This is a genomic window from Aquifex sp. (genome assembly GCF_056494385.1).
The window spans coordinates 1-22672 of sequence record NZ_JBSLZM010000001.1; the positions used below are offsets into that span (position 1 = coordinate 1).

Annotated in this window: 28 protein-coding genes and 1 tRNA gene; 14 read left to right on the top strand and 15 right to left on the bottom strand. The window is 42.2% G+C overall.

The window, feature by feature from the left end; genetic code table 11:
* The coding region (gene pyrF / locus ACWB1W_RS00005; protein WP_479369341.1) for an orotidine-5'-phosphate decarboxylase at positions 1-647 on the bottom strand (647 nt) is incomplete at its 3' end.
* Positions 648-663: 16 nt separating this feature from the next.
* On the opposite strand from pyrF, the gene cutA reads away from it, so the two are divergent.
* Positions 664-978 carry a divalent-cation tolerance protein CutA gene (gene cutA, locus ACWB1W_RS00010; protein ID WP_479369342.1) on the top strand — a complete coding sequence of 105 codons (315 nt, stop codon included), beginning with the start codon at positions 664-666 and terminating at the stop codon, positions 976-978.
* Positions 975-3899, top strand: a complete 2925-nt coding sequence (sbcC, locus tag ACWB1W_RS00015) for an exonuclease subunit SbcC (protein ID WP_479369343.1) — start codon at positions 975-977, stop codon at positions 3897-3899. The genes cutA and sbcC overlap by 4 nt, the downstream gene beginning before the upstream one ends.
* On the opposite strand, the gene ACWB1W_RS00020 is transcribed toward sbcC, so the two are convergent.
* The 3 genes from ACWB1W_RS00020 to ACWB1W_RS00030 are packed head-to-tail and all read right to left on the bottom strand — an operon-like array spanning position 3889 to position 4964.
* On the bottom strand, positions 3889-4263 hold the full coding sequence (locus ACWB1W_RS00020; RefSeq protein ID WP_479369344.1) for a hypothetical protein: 375 nt from the start codon (positions 4261-4263) through the stop codon (positions 3889-3891). The genes sbcC and ACWB1W_RS00020 overlap by 11 nt on opposite strands.
* 10 nt (positions 4264-4273) lie before the next feature.
* Positions 4274-4720 carry a D-aminoacyl-tRNA deacylase gene (gene dtd / locus ACWB1W_RS00025; RefSeq protein WP_479369345.1) on the bottom strand — a complete coding sequence of 149 codons (447 nt, stop codon included), beginning with the start codon at positions 4718-4720 and terminating at the stop codon, positions 4274-4276.
* Position 4721: 1 nt separating this feature from the next.
* A complete protein-coding gene (locus tag ACWB1W_RS00030) occupies positions 4722-4964 on the bottom strand; it encodes a sulfurtransferase TusB (protein ID WP_479369346.1) in 243 nt (80 codons plus the stop codon).
* Positions 4965-5022: 58 nt separating this feature from the next.
* Here ACWB1W_RS00030 and ACWB1W_RS00035 point away from each other — a divergent pair, with 58 nt between their 5' ends.
* Complete coding sequence (locus ACWB1W_RS00035; protein ID WP_479369347.1) at positions 5023-5733, top strand: GGDEF domain-containing protein; 711 nt, start codon at positions 5023-5025, stop codon at positions 5731-5733.
* Here the strand turns inward: ACWB1W_RS00035 and ACWB1W_RS00040 are convergent.
* Genes ACWB1W_RS00040 through ACWB1W_RS00055 form a run of 4 tightly spaced genes read right to left on the bottom strand, consistent with a single transcriptional unit; the run spans position 5710 to position 7676 of the window.
* Positions 5710-6198 carry a LabA-like NYN domain-containing protein gene (locus ACWB1W_RS00040; protein ID WP_479369348.1) on the bottom strand — a complete coding sequence of 163 codons (489 nt, stop codon included), beginning with the start codon at positions 6196-6198 and terminating at the stop codon, positions 5710-5712. The two genes, ACWB1W_RS00035 and ACWB1W_RS00040, sit on opposite strands and share 24 nt — an antisense overlap.
* Positions 6195-6395, bottom strand: coding sequence for a hypothetical protein (locus ACWB1W_RS00045; RefSeq protein WP_461831746.1), 201 nt, complete (start codon positions 6393-6395; stop codon positions 6195-6197). The genes ACWB1W_RS00040 and ACWB1W_RS00045 overlap by 4 nt, the downstream gene beginning before the upstream one ends.
* 24 nt (positions 6396-6419) lie before the next feature.
* Complete coding sequence (locus tag ACWB1W_RS00050) at positions 6420-6992, bottom strand: nucleotide exchange factor GrpE (protein ID WP_479369349.1); 573 nt, start codon at positions 6990-6992, stop codon at positions 6420-6422.
* 12 nt (positions 6993-7004) lie between these two features.
* The gene (locus tag ACWB1W_RS00055; protein ID WP_479369350.1) at positions 7005-7676 is read right to left on the bottom strand and encodes a 2,5-diamino-6-(ribosylamino)-4(3H)-pyrimidinone 5'-phosphate reductase; all 672 of its coding nucleotides are present in this window, start codon (positions 7674-7676) and stop codon (positions 7005-7007) included.
* 152 nt (positions 7677-7828) lie between these two features.
* Between ACWB1W_RS00055 and glnB the strand changes: the two genes are divergently transcribed.
* The 4 genes from glnB to ACWB1W_RS00075 all read left to right on the top strand — a co-directional run bounded on the left by glnB (position 7829) and on the right by ACWB1W_RS00075 (position 12018).
* Positions 7829-8167: a nitrogen regulator P-II GlnB gene (glnB, locus tag ACWB1W_RS00060; RefSeq protein ID WP_459774911.1), complete on the top strand. Its 339-nt coding sequence runs from the start codon at positions 7829-7831 to the stop codon at positions 8165-8167.
* Between the two features lie 24 nt (positions 8168-8191).
* Positions 8192-9601, top strand: a complete 1410-nt coding sequence (gene glnA, locus ACWB1W_RS00065) for a glutamine synthetase GlnA (protein ID WP_479369351.1) — start codon at positions 8192-8194, stop codon at positions 9599-9601.
* A gap of 70 nt (positions 9602-9671) precedes the next feature.
* Positions 9672-10946, top strand: a complete 1275-nt coding sequence (locus ACWB1W_RS00070) for an ammonium transporter (protein ID WP_479369352.1) — start codon at positions 9672-9674, stop codon at positions 10944-10946.
* Positions 10947-10959: 13 nt separating this feature from the next.
* Positions 10960-12018, top strand: coding sequence for an outer membrane beta-barrel protein (locus tag ACWB1W_RS00075; protein ID WP_479369353.1), 1059 nt, complete (start codon positions 10960-10962; stop codon positions 12016-12018).
* Positions 12019-12044: 26 nt separating this feature from the next.
* On the opposite strand, the gene ACWB1W_RS00080 is transcribed toward ACWB1W_RS00075, so the two are convergent.
* Positions 12045-12686, bottom strand: a complete 642-nt coding sequence (locus ACWB1W_RS00080) for a class I SAM-dependent methyltransferase (protein WP_479369354.1) — start codon at positions 12684-12686, stop codon at positions 12045-12047.
* A gap of 18 nt (positions 12687-12704) precedes the next feature.
* Between ACWB1W_RS00080 and ACWB1W_RS00085 the strand changes: the two genes are divergently transcribed.
* The 4 genes from ACWB1W_RS00085 (at position 12705) to feoB (ending at position 16067) form a co-directional block, all read left to right on the top strand.
* A tRNA-Leu gene (locus tag ACWB1W_RS00085) sits at positions 12705-12788 on the top strand.
* A gap of 60 nt (positions 12789-12848) precedes the next feature.
* Entirely contained in the window at positions 12849-13073 is a 225-nt protein-coding gene (locus ACWB1W_RS00090; RefSeq protein WP_479369355.1) for a FeoA family protein, read from the top strand.
* On the top strand, positions 13073-14005 hold the full coding sequence (locus tag ACWB1W_RS00095) for a hypothetical protein (RefSeq protein ID WP_479369356.1): 933 nt from the start codon (positions 13073-13075) through the stop codon (positions 14003-14005). The genes ACWB1W_RS00090 and ACWB1W_RS00095 overlap by 1 nt, the downstream gene beginning before the upstream one ends.
* A complete protein-coding gene (gene feoB / locus ACWB1W_RS00100; protein WP_479369357.1) occupies positions 13995-16067 on the top strand; it encodes a ferrous iron transport protein B in 2073 nt (690 codons plus the stop codon). Before ACWB1W_RS00095 ends, feoB begins: the two co-directional genes overlap by 11 nt.
* Here the strand turns inward: feoB and yajC are convergent.
* Positions 16064-16375 carry a preprotein translocase subunit YajC gene (gene yajC, locus ACWB1W_RS00105; protein ID WP_479369358.1) on the bottom strand — a complete coding sequence of 104 codons (312 nt, stop codon included), beginning with the start codon at positions 16373-16375 and terminating at the stop codon, positions 16064-16066. The two genes, feoB and yajC, sit on opposite strands and share 4 nt — an antisense overlap.
* A 51-nt stretch (positions 16376-16426) precedes the next feature.
* On the opposite strand from yajC, the gene ACWB1W_RS00110 reads away from it, so the two are divergent.
* A complete protein-coding gene (locus ACWB1W_RS00110; protein ID WP_479369359.1) occupies positions 16427-16858 on the top strand; it encodes a copper chaperone PCu(A)C in 432 nt (143 codons plus the stop codon).
* The gene (locus ACWB1W_RS00115) at positions 16858-17295 is read left to right on the top strand and encodes a peroxiredoxin family protein (protein WP_479369360.1); all 438 of its coding nucleotides are present in this window, start codon (positions 16858-16860) and stop codon (positions 17293-17295) included. The genes ACWB1W_RS00110 and ACWB1W_RS00115 overlap by 1 nt, the downstream gene beginning before the upstream one ends.
* On the opposite strand, the gene ACWB1W_RS00120 is transcribed toward ACWB1W_RS00115, so the two are convergent.
* From ACWB1W_RS00120 to ACWB1W_RS00130, 3 genes are read right to left on the bottom strand one after another with little or no spacing between them, the layout of a single operon-like run.
* A complete protein-coding gene (locus tag ACWB1W_RS00120) occupies positions 17292-17519 on the bottom strand; it encodes a hypothetical protein (RefSeq protein WP_479369361.1) in 228 nt (75 codons plus the stop codon). The genes ACWB1W_RS00115 and ACWB1W_RS00120 overlap by 4 nt on opposite strands.
* Positions 17519-17911, bottom strand: a complete 393-nt coding sequence (locus ACWB1W_RS00125) for a roadblock/LC7 domain-containing protein (protein ID WP_479369362.1) — start codon at positions 17909-17911, stop codon at positions 17519-17521. Before ACWB1W_RS00125 ends, ACWB1W_RS00120 begins: the two co-directional genes overlap by 1 nt.
* Positions 17895-18440 (bottom strand): GTP-binding protein, encoded by a 546-nt coding sequence (locus ACWB1W_RS00130; RefSeq protein WP_479369363.1) that lies wholly within the window; start codon positions 18438-18440, stop codon positions 17895-17897. Before ACWB1W_RS00130 ends, ACWB1W_RS00125 begins: the two co-directional genes overlap by 17 nt.
* A gap of 151 nt (positions 18441-18591) precedes the next feature.
* Between ACWB1W_RS00130 and ACWB1W_RS00135 the strand changes: the two genes are divergently transcribed.
* Positions 18592-19701: a bifunctional diguanylate cyclase/phosphohydrolase gene (locus ACWB1W_RS00135; protein ID WP_479369364.1), complete on the top strand. Its 1110-nt coding sequence runs from the start codon at positions 18592-18594 to the stop codon at positions 19699-19701.
* On the opposite strand, the gene ACWB1W_RS00140 is transcribed toward ACWB1W_RS00135, so the two are convergent.
* Both ACWB1W_RS00140 and ACWB1W_RS00145 read right to left on the bottom strand, forming a co-directional pair.
* The gene (locus tag ACWB1W_RS00140) at positions 19670-20434 is read right to left on the bottom strand and encodes a YhjD/YihY/BrkB family envelope integrity protein (RefSeq protein ID WP_479369365.1); all 765 of its coding nucleotides are present in this window, start codon (positions 20432-20434) and stop codon (positions 19670-19672) included. The genes ACWB1W_RS00135 and ACWB1W_RS00140 overlap by 32 nt on opposite strands.
* The gene (locus tag ACWB1W_RS00145; protein ID WP_479369366.1) at positions 20421-22616 is read right to left on the bottom strand and encodes a carbon monoxide dehydrogenase beta subunit family protein; all 2196 of its coding nucleotides are present in this window, start codon (positions 22614-22616) and stop codon (positions 20421-20423) included. The genes ACWB1W_RS00140 and ACWB1W_RS00145 overlap by 14 nt, the downstream gene beginning before the upstream one ends.
* Between the last annotated feature and the right edge of the window lie 56 nt (positions 22617-22672).

The window sequence follows — 22672 nt, forward strand, 5'->3', positions numbered from 1 at the left end:
GGGTTCTTACTCTCAGTAATCTCTCTTCCTATAACGATTATGTCAGCACCTCGTTTCTTTGCCTCCGCAGGGGTGAGAACCCTACTCTGATCATCTTTCTTTTTCTTTATCCTTATTCCCGGAACAATCGCTATGAATTCCCTGTCGAGATTTTTCTTGAGAAACTCTACTTCCTCCCCGGAACAGACCACTCCGTCTATTCCCTTATCAAGTCCCATCTTTGCAAGGTGAAGAACGAACTCCTTTATATCTCCGAAAGAGGTTCTTAAAAAACCGAGGTAGCCCTCGTCGTGAGAGGTAAGAAGGCTAACTCCTAAAATCTTCGTATCTCCCTTTTTCTTTACCGCCTCCCCGACCATACGCTCCCCGCCGAGGAGATGAAGCGTTGTGTAGTCCGCACCGAGATTGCTTATCTCCTCAACAGCGATACCTACAACAGAAGGAATATCGTGAAGTTTCAGGTCAAGGAACACTTCATAAGGGAACTCTTCTTTTAGTTCCCTTACCGCATCTCCTCCCCTTTCAAGGTATATCTTATGTCCTATTTTCACTATTAATGGGTAGTTCTCAAAGAAGTCGTATAAATCCCTTACAATCTTTATGGCTCTTTCCCAAGGAACGTCAAGTGCTACACATACCCTTGTCATACTAAAATTAAACTATATGAACGGATACTACGTCGTTTTTATTACCACACCCGTTGATAAAGGAAAAGAGATTGCTAACTTCATAGTTGAGAACAAGCTCGGTGCTTGTGTTAATGTTGTCCCCGAAGTGAGCTCCGTTTACTGGTGGAAGGGAAATATAGAAAAGGATAAAGAGGCACTGCTTGTAGTAAAGACTTCTGCGGAGAAGTTCGGAGAACTTGTATCAAAGGTAAAGGAAGTTCACCCGTATACCGTTCCCGAGATTATAGCACTTCCGATAGTTGCGGGAAACCCTGACTACCTTAACTGGATAGATGAGAGTCTGAAATGAGACCCCTCAGACTTGAGTTAAAAGGCTTCACCGTTTACAGAAAACCCCAGGTGATAGACTTCTCAAACCTTTCCTTTTTCGTAATACAGGGAAAGACCGGAGCGGGTAAGACGAGCATAGTAGACGCAATAACCTACGCTCTTTACGGTAAGGTTCCGAGATACGGAAGCAGTGTAGCTACGAAGCACGTCCTCTCAAGGGGTGAGAAAGAGCTAAAGGTCTCCCTTGACTTCTCAATAAAGGGGAAGAAATACAGAGTTGAGCGTTTCTACAGAGCCTTTCCCGAAGATTCCCAGGTAAGAGTTTACGAAGAAGGAAGGAGACTGAACCTTAAGGGAAGGGACGCGACCGAAAAGTGGCTTTCTCAGATAGCAGGTCTTGATTACAAGACCTTTACAAAGGTTATACTCCTTCCCCAGGGAGCCTTTGACTCCTTCCTTAAGGACTCTTCAGAAAGGAAAAAGATTCTCGTAAACCTTTTAGGACTTGAGGAGCTTGAGAAAATAGCCCAGCTTGCCGGGGAGGAATACAGAAAGCTTGAGGGAATAAGGGAAACACTTAAAGGGGAGCTTATAACCCTAAAGGATTACGATGAAAATAAAGAAGAAAGGATAAAGGAAGAACTCTCAAGAAGCAGGAAAAGGCTTGAAGAACTAAAAGATGAAGAGGAAAAGGCACGGGAAGAATACCAAAAGGCTAAGGAAAAATACGAGATTGAGAAGGAGCTATTAGAAATTGAGGAGAAGTTAAACTCTCTTGAGGAAAAAAAAGCTGAAGTTGATAGACTGAAAGAAAAACTAAACTTATCAAGGAGGGTGGCACCCTACGTTCCCGTTGCCAAAAGAGTGGACGAGATAGACCTGAAACTTACGGAGCTGAGACTGAAAAAGGAAAAGCTTATAAAGGAGGTAAAGGCGTTAACCGAGGAACTTAACCTTTTAAAAAAGAAAGAGGCGGAACTGGAAGCGAGAAAGGAAAAGGTGAAGGAGTATTTAGAGAGGGAAAAGGAACTTGAGATAAAACTGAGTAAGATACAGGAAGTAAAAGAGCTTTTAAGGGAAGTTGATAAACTGAAAAAGGAATTAAAAACTACAGGCGATGCTCTAAAGGTAGCGGAACAGAAGTATGAGGAGCTCAAAAGGAGGGTTGATAAAGGAAAAAAAATAATAGAGGAAACCGAAGAAGAACTTAATAAGATTAAGGACGAGTTTTCAGAAGATAAATACACCGAACTAAAGGCAAAAGAAAGACTTCTTGAAGAGGTAAGAAAAAAGGAAAGAGAACTGAAGCTCAGGAGAGAGGAAAGGGAAAACTTAGAGGAAAAATACAGATATGCCTTATCGGAACTGAAAAAATTAAGGGAAAAGCTTAAAGAGAAGGAAGAGGAGCTTAAAGAAAAGGAAATACTTTACCACGCCCATATGGTTGCATCCTACCTTTCTGAAGGGGATAAATGTCCCGTATGCGGTGGTGTTTACAGAAGTAAACACGCCCCTTCCATGGACTTTTACGAAGTGAACGAACTCAGCACTTACGTTGAAAAGCTCCGGAAGGAGGAAAGGGAACTTGATAAGATAACCGCCCTCCTTAAGGAGAAGCTTGACAATCTCTCACAGGAAATAAGAAGGCTTGAGGAAGAACTCAAGGAGCTGAAAAGGGAGCTTCCATTTAATCTAAAAGAAGAGATAAAGAGGCTCGAGTCTTTAAAGAGGGTAAAGGAAGAGCTTGAAAGGAAGCTTGAGAAATACAGAAAAGCTCTTGAGGAGCGTATAAACGAAAGGGAGAATGCCTACAGGGAGTTTATCAACCTTCGCGAGAAACTCAATTACATTAACAAGAGTTTAAAAGAAAGGGAAGAGAAGCTGAAGGATTACCTTTCCCTTCTTGAGTGTGAAGACGTGAGCGAGTGTGAAAGGTTAATTAAAGAGGAACTTGAAGCTATTAAGAAGTATGTAAAAGATACCGAGGAAAAGGAAAAAGTCCTTAGAAAGAAGCTTGAAGAGGTATCCCTGAAGAGGTCAAAGCTTGAGGGAGAACTCACCGAACTGAAGGAAACCATAGAAACGCTGGAGAAAGAAAAGAGGGAAAAGCTTGAGAAACTGGCGGAAATTTACGACGTTGCAAAATCCCCCTCGGATATCTTAAGCCTTTACTTAGGAGAGAAAGAAAAAGAGGTTGAGGAGACGATAAAGGAGTTTGAGGATAACCTGAGAAACCTGAGCTATAAGGAAAAGGAGCTGAAGGAAAAGTTAAAGAACTACGAGGACACAAAAGGGCTAAAAGAGGCGGAGGAGATATACCTAAGGGTGAAAAAGGAGATAGAAGAACTAACAAAGGCTATAGGGGAACTTGAAATGGAGCTCCAGCATGTGAGGGAAAGGATAAAGAGAAAGCAGGAAATAACAAAAGAGTTGAAAGCCATAGAGGAGAAACTCAGGGTTTACGGTATTATAAGGAACGATTTCAGGGCGGATAGGTTTCAGAAATACGTAACCGATATTATGCTTGCGAAAGTGATAGACAGGGCAAGCGAATACTTTTACAAGCTGACAGGAACCTACTTCTTTGAGCTGGATGAGAAGAAAAACATAACTGTTAGAGACACTACTACGAACCAGTTGCGGCCCATAAACAGTTTAAGCGGTGGGGAAACGTTCCTTGCAAGTCTCTCTTTAGCCTTCGGTGTTAGCGATATACTTTCAGGAAACGCCCACCTTGAGAGCCTGTTTATAGACGAAGGGTTCGGAAGCCTTGACGAAGACACAAGGGAAAGGGTGGGGGAGATACTTGAAGCTATAAAGACAAACGTAAATAAGATGATAGGAATTATATCCCATATTCCCGACCTTGCGGAAAGGTTCTCCCAAAAAATAATTGTTGAGAAGAAGGGAGATTTCTCTGAAATAAAGGTCATCTATTAGACATCCAGTAATTTTCAAGGAGTTCGTAGAACTTATTTACAGCCTTTTTTACGAGATGGTATGCATCCCTCTTGTTTTGGAGGTTAAAATCCCTCTTCACCGTGTCAAGAGAAGCCTCGTAGTAACGCTTCTTTATTATGGTTCTGTAAGGTTCTTCCATTCTATCAAGAATATTCTCAAGGTCAACGATAAATATAACGTGCCTCGTAAACTTTGCCTCTCTGTTAAATAGTTTTAACTTCCTCGGAGGAGCCTGGATTACGCTTCCCTTTGCAAGCTCAACGGTGTTCCTACGTTCCTTAGAGAGGTAATACCTATCCATAATATCCCTTACAACACTCAGCTTATACTCAAATAAATTCATGACCTCCCTCCTATAAGTTTTTGGTATCCAGAATAATAGTTACGGGTCCCCAGTTTTCAATAAAAACGTCCATCATAGCCCCGAATACACCCGTCTCAACTCTGAGACCGCTTTTTTTAAACTCTTCTACTGTTTTCTCATACAGCTCCTTAGCCCTCTGGGGTTTTTCCGCCTCTTCAAAACTTGGCCTTCTTCCCTTCTTCACGTTTGCGTAAAGGGTAAACTGGGACACTACAAGAAGCTCCCCCTTAATGTCCAGAACAGAGTAGTGAAACTTTCCCTCTTCGTTCTCAAATATCCTGAGGTTTAGAACCTTATCAACGAGTTTTCTTATGTCCTCCTCGGTATCCCCTTTTCCTACGCCGAGAAGTATGTTCAGCCCTTTCCCTATCTCACCTACTACCTTTCCATCTACAAGGACTCTGCTACTCTTTACCCTCTGGATAACTGCTCTCATCTCACCAGATAATAACCTTTTCTGCTTCTTCAATCATTTTAACTATATCCTCGTAGCTTTTCATAACTTCTTCCTTAAACTTCAGCCCTCTCGCCTCTGCATCTTCCTTACATACATACCAACCTTCCCTTGAAGGATACCTCAGAACGCCGTCTTGAATAAGAACCACAACATCCCCGCTGTTAAGGTAGTCCGAGGAAAAATCCCCGAGCTTTCTCACAAGCCAAAGTGTTTTTATACTCATGAATTAAAATTTTATACGGGAGGGTTATGCGATTAGCGTTGATAAGTACGTAATACTGTTGTTTGCGATAGTGTACACGGGATTGATGCTCATAGTAAAAGATATTCTCGTTAAGTATCTGGCTTCTCTTTACTCTGTATCTTTTTTACTACTATTTACCTCCTTTCAACTGGAAGGTAAACTGCCCAGTTTATACACATACGCACTCGGAACTGCAGGTATAGTTTTCTTAGCATACACGTTCTTTGAAAATTTAAAACTCGTAAGGCTCATAAGAAAGCTTGAAAGTAAAGCCTACATAGACCCCCTAACGGGAATCCACAACAGAAAGTATCTGGAGGAGGTCTTCAGGTTTGAAATTGAGAAATATAAGAAGGTCAGAAAGCCGTTTTGTATACTTTTTCTTGACCTAAACAACTTCAAGCATGTAAACGATAGATACGGCCACACGGAGGGAGATAAGCTTCTTAGGGAAATTGCACAGGCCATAAAAGAGAACGTGAGGAAGGAGGACTTTGTAATAAGATACGGTGGAGACGAGTTCATAATAGTTACGGATGCGGGACCCGATACCATTTTAAAGCTTGTTGAGAGACTCCATACCTCCCTTAAGTTCACCTATAAAGACGTAGAAATCTCTGTCTCTATAGGAAGTGCATGTTACCCCGTAGACGGAAAAGGCTTAGACCAGCTTTTAAGGGTAGCGGACGAAAGAATGTATAAGATAAAGAGACTCCAGAAGAAATTACTCCAGGCGGATAAAGGGTAGTATATCCTTTAGGTCTATGTACCTGTCCGCCGCGTTTACGAGTTCAAGGGAAGAGCTCTCTTTTGTTGAGACGCATATAATTTCCTTACCAAAATTTCTTAAGGTGTAAACCAGTCTTTCAAAGTCACTGTCTCCCGAACAGAGAATAGCGGTATCGTAGTTATCCTTCGTGAGAAGCATATCTATCGCTATATCAACGTCCAAGTCTCCCTTTAGGGTACCGTCCTTAAGTTGTTTTACGGGTTTCTTTACCACGGTAATACCGCTGAAGGCAAGAAGTTTTAAGAACTTTTCCTGTTTCTCGTCCTCCTCCTTGTAAGCAAGGTAAAAAAACACGTTGTATATATCGTAGTCCTTTTTAAAGTAGTCTATGAACTTTATTATGTCTATCTTTGCGTTTAAAAAATTCTTTTGAATGAAGTATAAATTCGTCCCATCTATAAATATCCCCGCTCTTCTTTTCATTCTTCATCACCGACTATATACCACACCCTTATGCCCGCGGAGACGTGTGCATTTCTTTGCCATATTGTTTCAACGTTTATAACCTTAACCCTGTTGAGCTTTATCCATTCGTTTACCTGCTTTTCCAGTAAATCTTCAAGGGTTTCATCTATAAAAGGAGCTGTCTTTCTATAAAAATCCTTAAATTTTATCTCCATAACTTAACCTCCTCAAGGTGTCCTTCAGGTTATCTCCTCCCTCTCCTCCTTTTCCTCCTCCGGAGGAACGGCAACTGCCACTCTTGCGGGTCTAAGAACCTTGTCGTGTATGAAGTATCCCTTTCTTACTACCCTAACAACTGTGTTCGGCGGGAAGTCCTTTGTTTCTACCCTATCAACGGCTTCTGCAACGTATGGGTCAAACTCCTTACCCTCTATCTGTATCTCCTTTATCCCGTATTGCTCAAATATCTTCTTCATCTCGGAGTAAACCATCTCTATACCGAGAACAAGGGACTTAATGTCCTGAGACTTCCTCGCAAACTCAAGGGCTCTCTCAAAGTTATCCATAACCTCAAGAAGGTCATAAGCAAACTTTTCGTAACAATACTTCCTTTGTTCTTCCAGGTCCCTCCTGTATCTTTCCTTTAGATACTCTATTTCCTTTTGGAGTTCTGCAACTCTAAGGTTTGAGTTTTTTGCAACGTTTTCAAGTTTTTTTACTTTTTCTTCAAGCTCTTTTTCCCTTTTCTTTAATTCTTCAAGCTCCTTCTCAAGTTCTTTTCCTTCCTCCTTTTTAACTTCCTTTTCTTCCATCTTTCACCTCCTTCAGGATTTGTTGATGACTTCCCACTCGGTTATGAGCTGTTTACCTCTTACGAAGTGGCTCCTTAATCTTAAATGTAATAAATTCTTAAGCTTTTTAAATCCTTCCCCGCCTACGAGTGTTGGAACGTTTTCCCCTCCAACTATAACGGGAAGGTGTATAAGTCTAATCTCGTCAACGTATCCCCTTCTTACGAACTCCCAGTTTATTGAAGCTCCTCCCTCAACCATTAGGGACCTTATTCCCCTTCTGTAAAGTTCGGGAAGGAGAAGGTCAAAGTCAACGAGCTCATCTCCCGCAACTATAACCTCAACACCTTTTTCTTTCAGTTTTTCAATTTTCTCCTTAGGAGCCCTCTGTGTAGTGGCTATTATCGTCTTAGCTTCTTCCACGTTTAAGACGTTAGCGTCTATGGGAACGTTTGCTGTAGAGCAAGGTATAACCCTTACGGGGTTCTTTCCCTTTGCGTATCTTACGGTAAGACTCGGATTGTCCGTTCTTACGGTTTCGCACCCTACCATTATCCCGTCAACCTTTGCCCTTATCTCGTGGAGATACTTGTAGGCTTCTTCATCCATAAGACTCATAAGTTCCTTAGAAGAGGCACCCCTGTATAGGGTAAGCTTTCCGTCAACACTTACTTCCGAAACGATTATCACGTAAGGCCTTTCCATAAAGAAACATTTTAAACCGATAAAATTTTTAAACCCCGAGAGTTGAATTGTTAACATGTTTACAAAAATGTAAAATTTTGTAAAAAAACCTTAAAGAAAAGGGGATAAATTTTCGGCACACTTCTTGCATAATAGTCTTAGGAGGAGGTGATATGAAAAAGATAGAGGCGATAATCAAACCTTTTAAGCTTGACGAGGTTAAAGATGCACTCGTTGAGATAGGTATAGGCGGTATGACCGTAACTGAGGTAAAGGGTTTCGGCCAGCAGAAGGGCCACACAGAAATTTACAGGGGAACTGAATACGTAATTGACTTCCTTCCCAAGGTGAAGATTGAGGTCGTTGTAAAGGACGAAGACGTTGAAAAGGTGGTTGAAACTATAATGAAGACCGCTCAAACGGGAAGGGTAGGGGACGGAAAGATTTTCATAATTCCCGTTGAGGACGTAATCAGGATTAGGACCGGTGAGAGAGGTGAGCAAGCTATTTAAAAATTCCATTAAAGGAGGTGTAATATGCCCAAGTACACACCTGAAGAGGTTCTTGACCTCATTCAGAAGGAAGGCGTACGGTATGTCGACCTGAGATTTTCCGACCCCTTTGGTCAGTGGCAACACCTTACCATTCCCGCTTACGAGATTTCAAAGGAAACCTTTGAGAACGGAAGGGGATTTGACGGTTCTTCTATAAGGGGATGGCAATCCATAAACGAATCTGACATGCTTGTAAAACCCGACCCCAACACCGCATTCATAGACCCATTCATAGAACCCAAGACGCTCGTTATGATATGTGATATCTACGATCCCGTCACCGGGGAGAGATACGGAAGGGATACAAGATACATAGCTCAGAAGGCAGAGCAGTATCTCAAACAGACGGGAATAGGTGATACTGCATATTTTGGTCCCGAGGCCGAGTTCTTTATATTTGACTCGGTTGAGTTCGGAACAGGTGCTAATTACGCTTTCTGGAGGGTTGACTCTGAAGAGGGATGGTGGAACAGGGAAGTTCCCTCAACGGGATATAAGATACCCCACAAAAGAGGATATTTCCCCGCGCCGCCCGTTGATAAGATGATGCAACTCAGGAACGAGATGGTCTCTATAATGTCCGACCTCGGTATAATCGTTGAGCTTCACCACCACGAGGTTGCAACCGCTGGACAAGGAGAGATAGACATAAGGTATGACTCCTTAGTAAATCAGGCTGATAAACTCTTCCTTTACAAGTACGTAGTTAGGATGGTTGCCGCAAAACACGGAAAGTATGCAACCTTCATGGCTAAGGTTCTTCCCGATGACAACGGTTCCGGAATGCATACCCACTTCTCCATATGGAAGAACGGCGAAAACCTCTTTGCCGGAAGCGAATACGCAGGACTTTCAAAGACGGCACTTTACGCAATCGGAGGAATTCTCAAACACGGTCCTGCAATAGCGGCATTCACGAACCCCACGGTAAACTCCTACCACAGGCTGGTTCCCGGCTACGAGGCACCCGTAAGGCTTGCATACTCCGCAAGGAACAGGTCCGCAGCTATAAGAATACCCATGTATTCCCAAAATCCCAAAGCCAAGAGAATTGAGGTAAGATTCCCCGACGCTACATCAAACCCCTACCTTGCATTTGCAGCAATACTTATGGCTGCAATAGATGGTATTGAGAACGAAATAGACCCCGGAGAACCCTTTGATAAGGACATATACTCCTTACCTCCCGAGGAGCTTGAAGGAATACCCCAGCTACCCGGCTCCCTTGAAGAAGCATTAAAGGCACTTGAAAACGACTACGAGTTCCTGCTCAAAGGAAACGTATTTACCGAGGAGTTCCTTCAGCTCTGGATAGAAGCTAAAAGAGCTGAAATAGAAGAGCTCAGGTTTATACCTCACCCCAAGGAGTTTGAACTCTACTGGGATATCTAATTTTTAAGGGGTGTTTTTCCTCTTTCTTTTTTAAACATTTTTGAAAAAAAGAAAAAAAGGAGGACGTAAAATGAGGGGACCAGGTTTATTAGGTATTAGTATACCTCTTTTAGTAAGTATCCCGGCCTTTGCAGGTGAGGGAAAACTTGATACCGGGAACACCGCCTGGATGCTCATAGCTTCCGCACTCGTTGTATTTATGACCGTTCCCGGACTTGCACTTTTCTACGGAGGACTTGATAAAACCAAAAGTATTCTCAACACAATAGCTATGTCCTTCAGTGCTTTTGCGGTAGTTACGCTTACGTGGGCAATCATAGGCTACTCTATAGCCTATGGGGACGATATAGCCGGCTTTATGGGAAATCCCTTTCAGTATATCTTTGCTAAGGGAATAAGCGGTTTAAACGATGCGGGATACCCTGCGCTTCTTGATGTTATGTTCCAACTCACTTTTGCAGCTATAACGACCGCCCTTATAAGCGGTTCATACGTAGGAAGGATGAAGTTTTCCGCGTGGCTGCTTTTTGCAGTTCTTTGGAGCATTATCGTTTATCCCCCTGTAGCTCACTGGGTTTGGGGAGGAGGTTTTCTCGCAAATGACGGAGCCCTTGACTTCGCCGGCGGAACGGTTGTTCATATAAACGCAGGTATAGCCGGCCTTGTGGGTGCTTTAATCCTCGGAAGGAGAAAGGATACATCACTCATTCCTAACAACGTTCCACTCGTTGCTTTAGGTGCGGGTATACTTTGGTTCGGTTGGTTCGGATTTAACGCCGGTTCCGCACTTGCCGCAAACGAGACGGCAGCATGGGCTATGCTGAACACGACGGTGGCAACCTCAACGGCAGCACTAGTTTGGATGATTGTTGAATGGCTTCACGCAGGAAAACCTACAGTTGTTGGTATATCCTCGGGAATAATTGCAGGGCTTGTTGCGATAACACCTGCGGCCGGATATGTAAACATAATCGGGGATATATTCATAGGTGCTATAGCTTCTCTACTTGCCTACTTTGCAGTTGCGGGTCTTAAACCTAAATTTGGATACGACGATGCCCTTGACGTTTTCGGTATTCACGGCGTTGCGGGAATAGTGGGGGCAATACTTACCGGTGTGTTTGCGGACCCAAACGTAGGCGGTTCCGCAGGACTGCTTTACGGAAACCCCGGGCAGGTTATAGTTCAGATAAAAGGTGTTATAGCAACCCTTGTTTACTCAGGAATTTTAACCGCTATAATACTCCTCGTAATAAAAGCTGTAGTAGGTCTCAGGGTATCCGAGGACGAAGAGATTGAAGGTATTGACTCAACACAACACGGTGAGAAAGCCTACGACATTTAAAGGAGGTAGCGTTATGAAAAGGTATATCATGCTTCTTTCCCTTTTTGCTGTTTCTACACCCTCTTTTGGAGAGGATAAAAAGTTTAATGTAGTATCTTCGGTTCCCATAAAACTCTACGGCGGGGCTTCGGGAGCGTATTTCTGGACTAATAACACAAGAACGAGCAGTGATGAAGATGACAAGATACAGCTTTCAAACGGAATACTTCAATTAAACGGAGCGTTTGGAAATAAGATAAAACTTAGCTTTGACTTAGCTCTAGGAACAGTTCTTGTCCCCACACTGTGGGATGGAGGTCAGAATGACCCAGTTAGTTATAGTTTCACAGATGGTTATCTTAATACATCTGGATTCGGGCTTGTGTGGGGATATGCGAGCTTCCGGCCCTTCAAGGGAATTTCCGTTGATGCAGGAGTTCTTCCTACAAACATCGGGTATGAAGTTGCAAGCACATATGTCAATCCGAACATAACACTCGGAACTATCTGGTATGCCCAGCCGGTTATATATGAGGGAATAAGGCTAAACTTTGACCTTAAAGAGCTGGTAAATATTCCCCTCGGTTTTTACGCTGAGTATAACCAAGAATTCAATACGGATAATTACGCTTTAGGAGTAAACGGAGAGTTTTCCGGTGTTAGTTTTGCGTTAAATTACTACGACTACCGAGCTAATAAAAACCTCGTTGACCTTGTTCTCGGATACGCGATATCCAACGTAGACCTCGGCCTTAACTTTGACTGGCAGTGGCTTGATGATAGCGCAAAACAGCCCGGTAAGGACAACAACGCGTGGGGTGTAGCTCTCTACTTTATTCCCAAGTTTGAAACCCGAGTGGGTGAACTGAGTATTCCCATAAGGCTTGAATATTTTGACGAGGGGACGAGCGGTATCTACAGTGGAAGTGAAGAAGACAACAACGGCTGGAGTGTAACAGTAACACCAACATACAGACCTTCTCCGAACACCTTTGTGAGAGTTGAGTACGCTTACCTTAACACGGATAAGAAAGTTATAAACGGAGAAGATAACAAGACTACTATATCCGCGGAAATAGGCTTTACTTTCTGATACAGCCCCTGCACGCCTTCCTTCTTTTACGCTTTTTTCTTTAATTTTATACAGGTAAAGCCTGCATTTTCAAAAAAACCCGGTAAAATCTCCTTGCTTTTTACAGGTTTTGTATCCTGCGGTTCTTCTATAACGGTGCTTCTCATTTCCTCAAAAGAAAATAAATTTTTTGTAAATTCTTTTATCTCAAAAAAGGAGTAAAACCTCGCATGTTTATAGAGTGGATGTCCCTGCTTTGCCTTTTCCCTGTAAAATCTTGCCCAAGAACTTTCCGATAGAACGAGTCCCAGGTATAGATTACCTTCCTTTTTTAGAACCCTATGGCTTTCCTCAATAACTCTTTCGGGATTTTCCACAAAACAAAGGGTTACTATTATGAAGACCCCGTCAAAGGTTTCAGACTTAAAGGGTATATCCTCACCCCTTGCGAGGCTTACCTTTATCCCTCTTTTTCTTGCTACTTTCAGCATGTTAAAAGAGGTATCTATGCCGAATTCTATTCCGAGCCTTTGGGCAAACCTTCCTGTTCCCACACCTACTTCAAGAAAGGTTCCTTTCCCCTTTATAAGTCTTCTTAAACACTCTACTTCAAGTTCATAGGCACTCTTTCCGAAGGGCTTTTCGTACCACTCGTCGTAGCGTTTGTAGTAGGTATCAAAAGGGTTCATATTAAAATTTTATTAATAGCGGGTGTGGCGGAACTGGCAGACGCGCCGGACTCAGGATCCGGTGCCCGCAAGGGCGTGCGGGTTCGACTCCCGCCACCCGCACTATTTTTTTACTTGACAAATTGGTTTTGAGATTGTATCCTAATTTCAAAGGAGGAAACCATGGAAAGCCTAAAAGAGCTAAAGGAAGGAACGGAGTTTGTAATTCTCGGATTTGAAAACGAAGAAGATCCTATAGTTTCAAAACTTAAATCAATGGGACTCAGGAAGGGAAAGAGGGTAAAGGTTCTTATGAAGAACGGAAGGGTTTACCTTTTAAAGCTTGACAACTCAAGGATAGTCCTTGATAGAAATCTACTTTCAAGGATAAAGAGGGAATCAGCTTAATGCCTGTTCCCCTTGAAAAACCACTACAGGAACATATACTTGAGGATATTAGACGTAAATTTCACCTATTTTCAACAACCGTTTACCAGAGTTCTAATCTCGGCGGAGGAGCTTACTCGGCCAACCACTTAGTTTTTGAGCTTAACAACACAAAGATAAAGTTTTTTACAAACCTTTCGGTTTCCTTGGGAAACGGAGTAAACGACGTTTTTGAAGAAAAAGGTTTTTCTTCGCTTCCTTCAGCGGACGACCTTGAGAGACAAACGAAAAATGTAGATGGAACGGGAAGAAAGTACTTATTCGAACTCGGCTTGAGCTATAAAGAGAAGTATCTTGAACTAACAGCGGGACTTATAGACACAACGGGAACTTTTGATACATCTAACTACGCTAATGATGAGCTTTCCCAGTTTATGAATACCGACCTCGTAAATAACCCTCTGAGTTTATTACCCTCTTATAACTTGGGAATGATACTAAGTCTCAATTATAAAGCTTTTAAGTTCTCACTCGGAGCATCCGAGGGAAAGCCCGACACGGAAAGTGTTTACTTAGTTCAAGGTGAGATAAACAAGGAAAATGTTCACTTCTCGGCACATTACTTTTACGCACCCTACGAAAACATAAGCGGTATTGGTATCACAGGGGATTACACGTTAAAAAACCTCGGCCTATTCTTGAGACTCGGGAAGAACTCTGAAAACAGTTATGAATACTTCGCAAGTTCGGGATTTGCTTACTCCCTCGGGAAACACACTGTTGGCTTGGGAGGGGCTTTCAGGAAGGGAAAACGGAAAAAGAGTGTTTCGGTTGGAGAGTTTTACTATAAGTATGACCTTCCTTTTTCTTTTCACGTAACCTTTGACATTCAGTATATTGACGATGTCAGGAACGCTTACGTCCTGGGGGTGAGACTACACTATGAGTTCTAAGGTTATAAAGGTTGCGGTTGCGGGAAACCCAAATGTAGGGAAAACCACTATTCTTAACGCTATAGCGGGAACCTCCTTGAAGGTGGGAAACTGGCCGGGCGTTACCGTTGAAAAAAAGGAAGCTTTCGTGAATTACGGAGATTACAGAATACACTTTGTTGACCTTCCTGGTATATACACCCTTGAGCCGGTCTCCGAAGATGAACAGATAGCGGTTAATTTTCTGGAAAAGGGAGAAGTTGATGTAATTCTTGACGTTATAGACTCAACAAACTTTGAAAGAAATCTTTTACTTACGGTTCAACTCCTTGAGTTTGAAAAACCGACGGTTCTCGCACTTAACCTTTACGACGAAGCACAAAAGCTCGGAATAGAGATAGACGAAAAGAAACTTGAGGAACTTTTGGGAGTAAGAGCAATTAAAACGATAGGGAAAAAGAAAGTAGGTGTTGATAAACTCCTTGAGGCTATAGTTGAGGTTTACGAAAAAAAAGAGATACCCAGACTTGAGTATTCCACCGAGATAGAAGAGTTTTTAAGGCGGGTTGCGGAAAAGTATAAGAACTTAAAAGCTGAACCTTTCACAAAGCACGAACTTATAAAGCTCCTTATGAAGGATGGGGAACTCCTGAAGGAGTTTGAAGAAAAGTATAAAAAGAGCTTTAAGGAAGTTCTTGAAGAAGAAAGATACGGATACGTTCACGGAATCTACGAGGAGGTTGTGAGAGAAAAAGAGGCTTTAACGAGAAACCTAACGGACTTGCTTGACACAATCCTTCTCCATCCTGTTTTAGGTATTTTCGCCTTTATTTTCATTATCTTTATGCTCTTTAAGGTTGCCTTTGACTTCTCAAGTCCCCTTATAGACTGGGTGGATGGCTTTTTTAACGATTTCTTAAATCCGTTGTTCCTTAACCTCTTTAACTCCTTCGGTGCTCCCGAATGGCTGAGCAGGTTTTTCTCCGAAGCGGTTATAGGTGGGGTAGGCTTTGTCCTAACTTTTGTTCCTCTCATATTCGTTTTATACCTTCTCATAACCTTCCTTGAGATGTCGGGATACATACCGAGGGTTGCCTTCCTTATGGACAAGGTTCTCCACAGGTTCGGACTCCACGGGAAAAGCGTAATTCCTCTAATCTTAGCACTCGGGTGCAACGTTCCGGCAATAGTCGCAACAAGAACTATGGAGTCTTGGAGAGAGAAGCTAATAGTAATAGCAATGATACCTTTCATAAGCTGTCCTGCTCGTCTCGTGGTGTTTTCCTTTTTTACACTTATCTTCTTTCCCCAAAACGCTGCACTCGTTATAACATTCCTTTACATTTTAGGCTTAGTTGTAGCCCTATTTACCGCTTTTCTTCTGAGGAAAACCCTTTTCAGAGGGGAGGCTCTTCATTTCGTGATAGAACTTCCCCCTTACAGACTTCCTTCTTTCAGCACCCTTTTAAACATATCTTGGCTTCACACAAAGGACTTTATCTATAGAGCGGGAACGCTCATATTCGGAGCTTCTATTCTTGTTTGGTCCCTTTTAAACCTTCCCCCGGGTGTAAACAACCCAAAAGACAGCCTTGCGGGATATATAGGTAAGGCCTTAGTTCCCGTATTTGAACCTATGGGTATACAGGACTGGAGAGCTACAACCTCCTTAATCCCCGCATTTCTCGCAAGGGAGATAGTGATAAGTTCTATGGGTGTTATATACTCAAGCACGGAAGAAAACCCTGAGGAAAAGACTATTAACTTTAAAGAAGAACTGATAAAACAAGTTAAGGGACTTATTCAAGCTTTTGGAGATGGTATAAAGGCCGTTTTTACTTTTAAACTCCTTGCTCTGGAAGTGGAAGAGGAGGAGGGCAGCCTCAAGGAGTTGATAAAAAACAGCTTCACGCCCGCAGCCGCACTGTCGTTTATGGTTTTCATACTCATATACACCTCGTGTCTCGGAACTTACGCAACAATGGGAAGGGAGATAGGATACGGAAAAGCAACTATGTTTCTACTCTATAGCTTTGTCTTAGCGTGGTTTGTCGGAACGGTTGTTTATAAAGTATTCTCTTAATCCTTCTTCCCCTCTTCCTTCTTCTTATAGTCGGGTTGGTAAGCAACAATTGCCTCTTTTGAGAAGGTTATCTTTGTATTTGCATCAACCTTCAGTGTTATCGTTCGCTCTCCTATATCTACAACCGTTCCCCATATACCCGATGATGTTATAACTCTGTCTCCTTTTTTCAGACTCTCAAGAAACTTTCTGTGCCTCTCCCTTTCCTTTTTCTGGGGTCTTATTATCAGAAAGTAAAACATAAGGAATATAGCGAGTAGAAATATTATCTGGAAAATCAATGCTCCTACCGGACTTTGGTGCTCCATATAGCTTCACCTCCTTTCTAAGGTAAAAGTATTTTAGAATATTTAAGTATTATGAAAAGGTTTTTTGCATTTTTCTTTATTTTAATAGCCTTCGGTTTTTCCGCTCCGAAGATTTTAGTTAAACACTCCTGGATAATGGAACCCCCTCCGGGACCCAACACAACCATGATGGGAATGGTGATTGAAAATCAAGGAGACGAAGCAGACGAACTTCTCAAGGTAGAAACCGATATAGCCAAAAAGGTAGAACTACACAAAACAGTGATGGAAAACAACGTCGCGAAAATGGTTCACCAGCATTCGGTAGTCATACCTCCCCATTCAAAGGTAGAGTTTAAGCACCACGGATACCACGTAATGCTGATAGGATTGAAAAAAACGATTAAAAGCGGGGATAAGGTGAAGGTTAAGCTCATTTTTAAGAAAAGCGGAGAGATAGAACTTGAAGTTCCCGTTGTAAAGATGCACCACATGCACCGTTGATGAGATATCTCTTTTTTCTCTTTCTAATCGTTATTTCCTGCTCGGTGGAGACGATTTACGACATAAGTTTTTTAGACCTCTCGGGGAAACCCGTAAAGATTAGAAGGGAGGATAAGAAGCTACTCATATACGTTTGGAGCGGGACTTGTGTGGGACATACGGAGAACCTGAAAACCTTAAACAAAGTTTACGACAAGCTATCAAGAAAGTATAAGGTTGTTTCGGTTGCAGTCTTTATGACACCAACCGATATAAAAGCTTTCCTTGATAAGGAAAAGATTAAACCGAAATACCCTATGCTTTCGGACCCCAAAGGGAAGCTTACGGAACAGGCTAAACTCATATTTCTCCCCGCAACGCTTATATTTGATGAGAGGGGAAAGCTTCTAAAGAACTTTCCCCGTCTACCGTTGGAAAGTATTTTAACCGATAATTAATTCCCCCTGTTTCTAAACACCTTTATCTGGTTTTTTATAAAAGTAAGTAAAAAGGGGGTTTGTTTCTTTGCAAGATTCTCATCTATATTCTCCGCTTCCAATTCCTTTTTTATAAGCTCAAGTATATCGAGGAGGCCCTTGTAAAACTCTACGCTTCCTATCTCCCCGTTCTTTCTTTTATTTTCAAGTTCCTTCAGACTCTGTTCTACTTTATCACTTGCCATCACTTTTTACCCTCCTTTTCTCCAAGTATACTCTCTATGAATTCTTCTATCTTGCTGGTTATCAGTCTTATTATTCCGAGCTTCGCACCGGGCGGGGTTAAAACTGTAAGAATATACTCGTCTTTTATAGGAGTAAAAACCAGGTATCCATCTTCCGTATCAATCATAATCTCGTTAACTCCCCTTTTACGTGTATCGTTTGCAACAATCAAGGTGGCGGAAACTATGGCAGCGGACGAAGCGGACACAGTATCTTCGTCTATATTTTCGTCAACGTAAGAAACGAGAGGTAAACCTTCTACGTCAACGAGTAAAATCCCATTAAGGTTATGTTCTTTTACGATGCTTTTTAAAAACTCCCTTATCTCCTTCTCCCTATCGAGTATACTCATATCTGCCCCCCCTTGTCTTTATCTGTTCAAGAAGAACGGAAAGAACACTCATAACCGTGTCCTTATCCTTAGCTATGCATGGAAGCAACTTTACAGAATAAGGGATATTTAAAAATTCCCTAATTTGTTTTATGCTCTTTGCTTCGGGAACATCTTGCTTATTTGCAACAAAGATATAGGGTGCCGGCTGAGCACTCATGAACATATCAACCTGTTCTAATGTTTCCTTCCATCTTTTAGGGTTTGTGGAGTCAAAAAGGAAAATATACCCCTTTGTGTTTTTAGCGAGTATCTTCCACATAAACTCAAAACGTTTCTGCCCCGGTATTGCAAATAGGGAAAGATGCTCATCTTCCAACCTAACGTTACAAAAGTCCATAGCTGTAGTGGTGGTAGCTTTTTCCTTTCTTTCCTCAGGATGAAAAACTTTCTTTTCGGTTATAAGGACTTTGCCTTCTGAAGCGGTTTTTACAAATGTAGTCTTACCGGCCCCGAAATGACCGGCTACCAATATTTTCAAGGCGTGCAAGAGTTAAACCTCCTGGAAGTACTTGCTCATATACTATAAATATAAATTTTATCATATTAACTGCCATTCGCCGTATACAAGCTTTGATTTATGCATTTATAAAAAATTGTGATATGAAATTCAATGTCAAAAGGTTTAAAATAAAAAAAGTGTGTCATCTATATTTGAGTTTTTCGTTCGTCTGTTAGGTTTACGTGACGCTTATACGAGAGGGCATACGGAGAGAGGAGTCTTTTACGCCCTTGAGATAGGTAGGGCTCTCGGGCTTACGGGAAAAGAGCTTAAGTTTTTGGAACTCGGGGGATACATTCATGACATCGGAAAGATAGCAATCCCCGACGTAATTCTCTTAAAACCCGGAAAGCTGACACGGGAAGAGTACGAAGTTATGAAGTTACACGTGGAACTCGGTTACGAGATGGTAAAGGATTTAGACATTCCTCAAGAGAGCCTGGACGTTCTCCTTTATCATCAGGAAAGATACGACGGAAAGGGTTATCCTTTCGGGTTGAAGGGCAAGGATATACCCCTGCTTGCCAGAATTTACACTATAGCGGACTCCTTTGAAGCTATGACCTCAAGAAGAATATATAAAAGGGCAAAGAGCTGGAACAGGGCTCTTGAGGAGCTTGTAGAGCTTAAGGGAAAGCAGTTTGACCCGGATATAGTAGACTATGCGGTAAAAACTCTTTCAAAGATATCCTACATACCCTTAGAAAACAAGTTTTACCCGGAAAGTCTTGAGAAAATAAGGTGGAGCTTTTACTACCTTGACTTTACGGGAGCTGTAAAGGGGGAACTATTCCTTCCATCCCTTGAGGGCTTCATAACAAAAGGAGAGCCTTTCTGTCTTACCTTCTTTGATATAGAAAACCTTTTTGAAATAAATAAGAGATACGGGTGGGAAGAAGGGAATAAGGTTTTAAAAAAGCTTGTAGATCTTATAAACGTAAGTTGTTGCGGTATGCTTGACGTAAGGGAAATAATTATGAGGCTTATGAAGGGAGACGTAAAGGAAATATTACGGCCTGTTATATTCAGGATTGGAGGAGATGAGATAGCGGTAATAGCTCCCTACATACCTCCTGTTGAGAAAGTGCTTGGTGTTGTGAACGCAATGGAAGAGGAAGGTGTTAACGTAAAGTTCGTCCAACTAAGGTATCCTGAGAACTTCAAGAGTGTTTCCGAAGTTCTTGAGGTGATGAGAAACTTTTTCAAGAGAAAGTTCCCTAAAGAGTTTCGTAAAGCTCAAGGAGCTTAGCCCCCGTAAGTATAAGGGTGAAGTTGAAGTTCAACCAAAGAAAGAAAAGAAAAACCCCGCTCAAAGAACCGTAAAGAACGCTCCCCTTAAATATATAAATTGTGTAGTAGGTAAAGAGCTTCTGCAAAGTAAAGCTCCCGAAAAATACGAACATAAAGAGAGGAGCCAGGTTCTTTTTCCTCTTTATCTTGAGAAAGAACACGTAAAGGAGCATTACGAGACTTGAAAAGGAAAGAGCGGACAAAACTTCAGAGAACTTTACTAAGTTTTCGGGGAAGAACCTTTTAAGAACAAGAATTGCGGATACGAATAGGGGATAAACAACGGAGAATATAACGAGACCGAGGGGTAGAGCTACCCACATTAACAGTTCTTTCGTTTCCCTTGTCTTTTGGGGAACAACCCACTTAAAACTCCTATGGAGTTTCTTCAAAAAGTTTACGGAAAAGTAGTAAGCGAGAACTACCGAGATACCCGAAGCAACCGTCCCGTATTTTTTTGCCTTCAGGAGTTCGTCAACGAGAACATGCGTTCTTTCGGGAAGTTCCTTTTTTAGAAATTCTTCTATAACGGAGACGTCAACAAAGGGAAGGTAAACGGAGATAGCGGTAAAAAAAACGAGCATAGGTGAAAGAACAAGAAGAAAGTTAAGACTCAAGGCGGAAGCGTGATAGGAGTAGTCCTCCTTAAAAGTGTAATAAAGCGAAAGGAGAAAAGCCCTAATGAACTTCATTCAATACAGATTTTACAAACTTCTCAAGCCTTTCCGCATTTACGCCTGCAAGGGATACGTCCGCGTCGGGGTGTCCGTAAAGGGTGCATAAGGTTACTATCTTTGTATCGGTGTATTTCCTGAGCATTCTTATAGTGAAGTCTGTCCTGTAGCAGTGAACACCTATCATAAGTGTAACGTCATGGTTTCCGTGAAGAACCGAAAGGTGGGGATTTGGGGGGTCCACTTCCCTTGAGAAGTCAACTCTTTTGTTCTTGGGTTTATAGTCGGGGAGGATATGAACGTTCAAGTTGGGGAAAGCCTCCTTTAGTTCTCTTATAAGCTCTCCTTTTTTCTTCGCTTCTTCGTTCCAAGCCCACAAAACAAGAGGTCCGACTATAAGAGTGGGTTTTTGGGCATTTCTGAGGAGCTCAGCAGCCTTTTCCATCGCTTCCTCTATTGATACCTTCTCTCCGTTTATGAAACCTATGTCTTTTGAGGTTTCTCTCACAATAGGAAGCCTTGACATGTCTTCCTGAGGACCGGGAGCAACTTTCGGTATCTTGTAGTGGGACGGTATGAACTCTTTTAAGGTTTCGTTGGGAACAGGCTTTTGAGCACTCTTTCTCTTCGGGAACGTTCTTACTTTCTCCTTTACTGAGAGAAGTTTTTCACTATCCTCAACGTATAGGTCAAGCTCAACCTGAAACTCACCGTGATAGGCCTTTTCTTCTTCCTCCACTCCCAAGGAGTAGCAGGTTATACCCTCAATGTCTATGAGAACACCGTTTGCACCCCACTCCTTTGCCTTCTTGAATATTTCATACCTTTTCTCGTAGAACTCATAACAGCAGTGTCCTATGTAGGTGTATCCGTTTTCACCGCACCACTTAAGGACGTCTCTCAACATCTCGAAGCTGGTTATTGTTATGGGTATCATCCCCTTTTCGTAAGCCATTCTGTAAAGGTCACCTACCGTACAACCCCCGCATTCACCACAATCGTCGGTATGCCTGTAATCACACCATGTAGGCTTGGCACAGTAGGGAAGGAGCATAACCTTGGCCTTCTTTATGTTCTCCTTAAGACCTCCTCCAATGCTTCCTATTACCCTATTCAGTTTTTTTTTATCTATGCCGAGTTCCTCAGCCTCAAGCTTCCTCAGAGGAAACATAACCGCTTCAACGAAGTCATCAACCGTAAGGTTAACGCTTTCAAAATCTCTGTTTCTGAAGAACTCCCTTATCCTCTTCTCAACCTCGTCAATGGGTGTGTGCTTGAGGTAGGCCTCAAGGTCGTATATTAACCTCTTGGGGTTAATGAAGAGGTCTCCGTTTATAATCACCTGTTGTAAAACCTTTGTTTGGGGGTCTACCTTTACCGAAACTCTGAAAGTTCCCCCGGGACACCTGTATATTCCGTATAAAACCTCATCTCCCGTTATAGTCTTCTTAACGTGGTAAATCCACTCGTCACTCTTGAAGTAATCCTTCTTCTCTTCAAGGAGTTCTAACTCTTCTTTTGAGAGCTCTCCCCAGTAAGGCTTTATACCGAGTTTTTCCTCAAATGCCTCAAGGAGTGCGTTAAACACTTCTTCCTTTGAAGGCATCCTTCCGAGCTCTCTTTTTACCCAGGTTATCCTGTCTTCCGCGGACTTTATGCCTTTTGATGTGAGCTTCTCAACGGGAATCTGTAAGGACTTTAGCATTCTTTCAATGTTTATATCCATTAAAACGGTTCCTTGATAAAGGAAGGCGTTCCCCTCAAAAACTCCGCCCGTTCCCGAAATCTTCTTTCCGTTTACTTCAATGTCGTTCCTCGGCCTGAAAGAGGCGTTTACTCCGAGCTTCCTTAGACCTTCCGCAGCAGCCTCACATATGGCTCTCGTTATCTCCTCGTAGCTCATATTTCCGAAACTCTCTCTGTCCGCTATTATCTCCCACCCTATCTGTGTCTCGTCAAAGTATATTGCGCCGCCCCCTGTTATCCTTCTGTTCACCTCTATACCTTCCCTGTTTACGTATTCAAGTCTAACCTCTTGCTCAACTGCCTGGTGGTATCCTATCAGAACACACTCGGGTTTAAACTGCAGAAACCTTATGGTGTTTGGAATTTTACCTTCCGCCTTTAAATCAAGTAAAATGCTGTCAAGGGCTATGTTCTCATAAGCGGGCCTGTGACCTGTATATATAACTCTCCACATATTTCCACCCCTCAAAAGGTTTTTACTAAAATCTTTATATAAAACCTCTTAAGCTC

Coding starts and splice junctions, on each gene's coding strand:
- cutA (WP_479369342.1), top strand. CDS start 664: ATGAACGGATACTACGTCGTTTTTATTACCACACCCGTTGATAAAGGA.
- sbcC (WP_479369343.1), top strand. CDS start 975: ATGAGACCCCTCAGACTTGAGTTAAAAGGCTTCACCGTTTACAGAAAA.
- ACWB1W_RS00020 (WP_479369344.1), bottom strand. CDS start 4,263: ATGAATTTATTTGAGTATAAGCTGAGTGTTGTAAGGGATATTATGGAT.
- dtd (WP_479369345.1), bottom strand. CDS start 4,720: ATGAGAGCAGTTATCCAGAGGGTAAAGAGTAGCAGAGTCCTTGTAGAT.
- ACWB1W_RS00030 (WP_479369346.1), bottom strand. CDS start 4,964: ATGAGTATAAAAACACTTTGGCTTGTGAGAAAGCTCGGGGATTTTTCC.
- ACWB1W_RS00040 (WP_479369348.1), bottom strand. CDS start 6,198: ATGAAAAGAAGAGCGGGGATATTTATAGATGGGACGAATTTATACTTC.
- ACWB1W_RS00045 (WP_461831746.1), bottom strand. CDS start 6,395: ATGGAGATAAAATTTAAGGATTTTTATAGAAAGACAGCTCCTTTTATA.
- ACWB1W_RS00050 (WP_479369349.1), bottom strand. CDS start 6,992: ATGGAAGAAAAGGAAGTTAAAAAGGAGGAAGGAAAAGAACTTGAGAAG.
- ACWB1W_RS00055 (WP_479369350.1), bottom strand. CDS start 7,676: ATGGAAAGGCCTTACGTGATAATCGTTTCGGAAGTAAGTGTTGACGGA.
- glnB (WP_459774911.1), top strand. CDS start 7,829: ATGAAAAAGATAGAGGCGATAATCAAACCTTTTAAGCTTGACGAGGTT.
- glnA (WP_479369351.1), top strand. CDS start 8,192: ATGCCCAAGTACACACCTGAAGAGGTTCTTGACCTCATTCAGAAGGAA.
- ACWB1W_RS00070 (WP_479369352.1), top strand. CDS start 9,672: ATGAGGGGACCAGGTTTATTAGGTATTAGTATACCTCTTTTAGTAAGT.
- ACWB1W_RS00075 (WP_479369353.1), top strand. CDS start 10,960: ATGAAAAGGTATATCATGCTTCTTTCCCTTTTTGCTGTTTCTACACCC.
- ACWB1W_RS00080 (WP_479369354.1), bottom strand. CDS start 12,686: ATGAACCCTTTTGATACCTACTACAAACGCTACGACGAGTGGTACGAA.
- ACWB1W_RS00090 (WP_479369355.1), top strand. CDS start 12,849: ATGGAAAGCCTAAAAGAGCTAAAGGAAGGAACGGAGTTTGTAATTCTC.
- ACWB1W_RS00095 (WP_479369356.1), top strand. CDS start 13,073: ATGCCTGTTCCCCTTGAAAAACCACTACAGGAACATATACTTGAGGAT.
- feoB (WP_479369357.1), top strand. CDS start 13,995: ATGAGTTCTAAGGTTATAAAGGTTGCGGTTGCGGGAAACCCAAATGTA.
- yajC (WP_479369358.1), bottom strand. CDS start 16,375: ATGGAGCACCAAAGTCCGGTAGGAGCATTGATTTTCCAGATAATATTT.
- ACWB1W_RS00110 (WP_479369359.1), top strand. CDS start 16,427: ATGAAAAGGTTTTTTGCATTTTTCTTTATTTTAATAGCCTTCGGTTTT.
- ACWB1W_RS00115 (WP_479369360.1), top strand. CDS start 16,858: ATGAGATATCTCTTTTTTCTCTTTCTAATCGTTATTTCCTGCTCGGTG.
- ACWB1W_RS00120 (WP_479369361.1), bottom strand. CDS start 17,519: ATGGCAAGTGATAAAGTAGAACAGAGTCTGAAGGAACTTGAAAATAAA.
- ACWB1W_RS00125 (WP_479369362.1), bottom strand. CDS start 17,911: ATGAGTATACTCGATAGGGAGAAGGAGATAAGGGAGTTTTTAAAAAGC.
- ACWB1W_RS00140 (WP_479369365.1), bottom strand. CDS start 20,434: ATGAAGTTCATTAGGGCTTTTCTCCTTTCGCTTTATTACACTTTTAAG.
- ACWB1W_RS00145 (WP_479369366.1), bottom strand. CDS start 22,616: ATGTGGAGAGTTATATATACAGGTCACAGGCCCGCTTATGAGAACATA.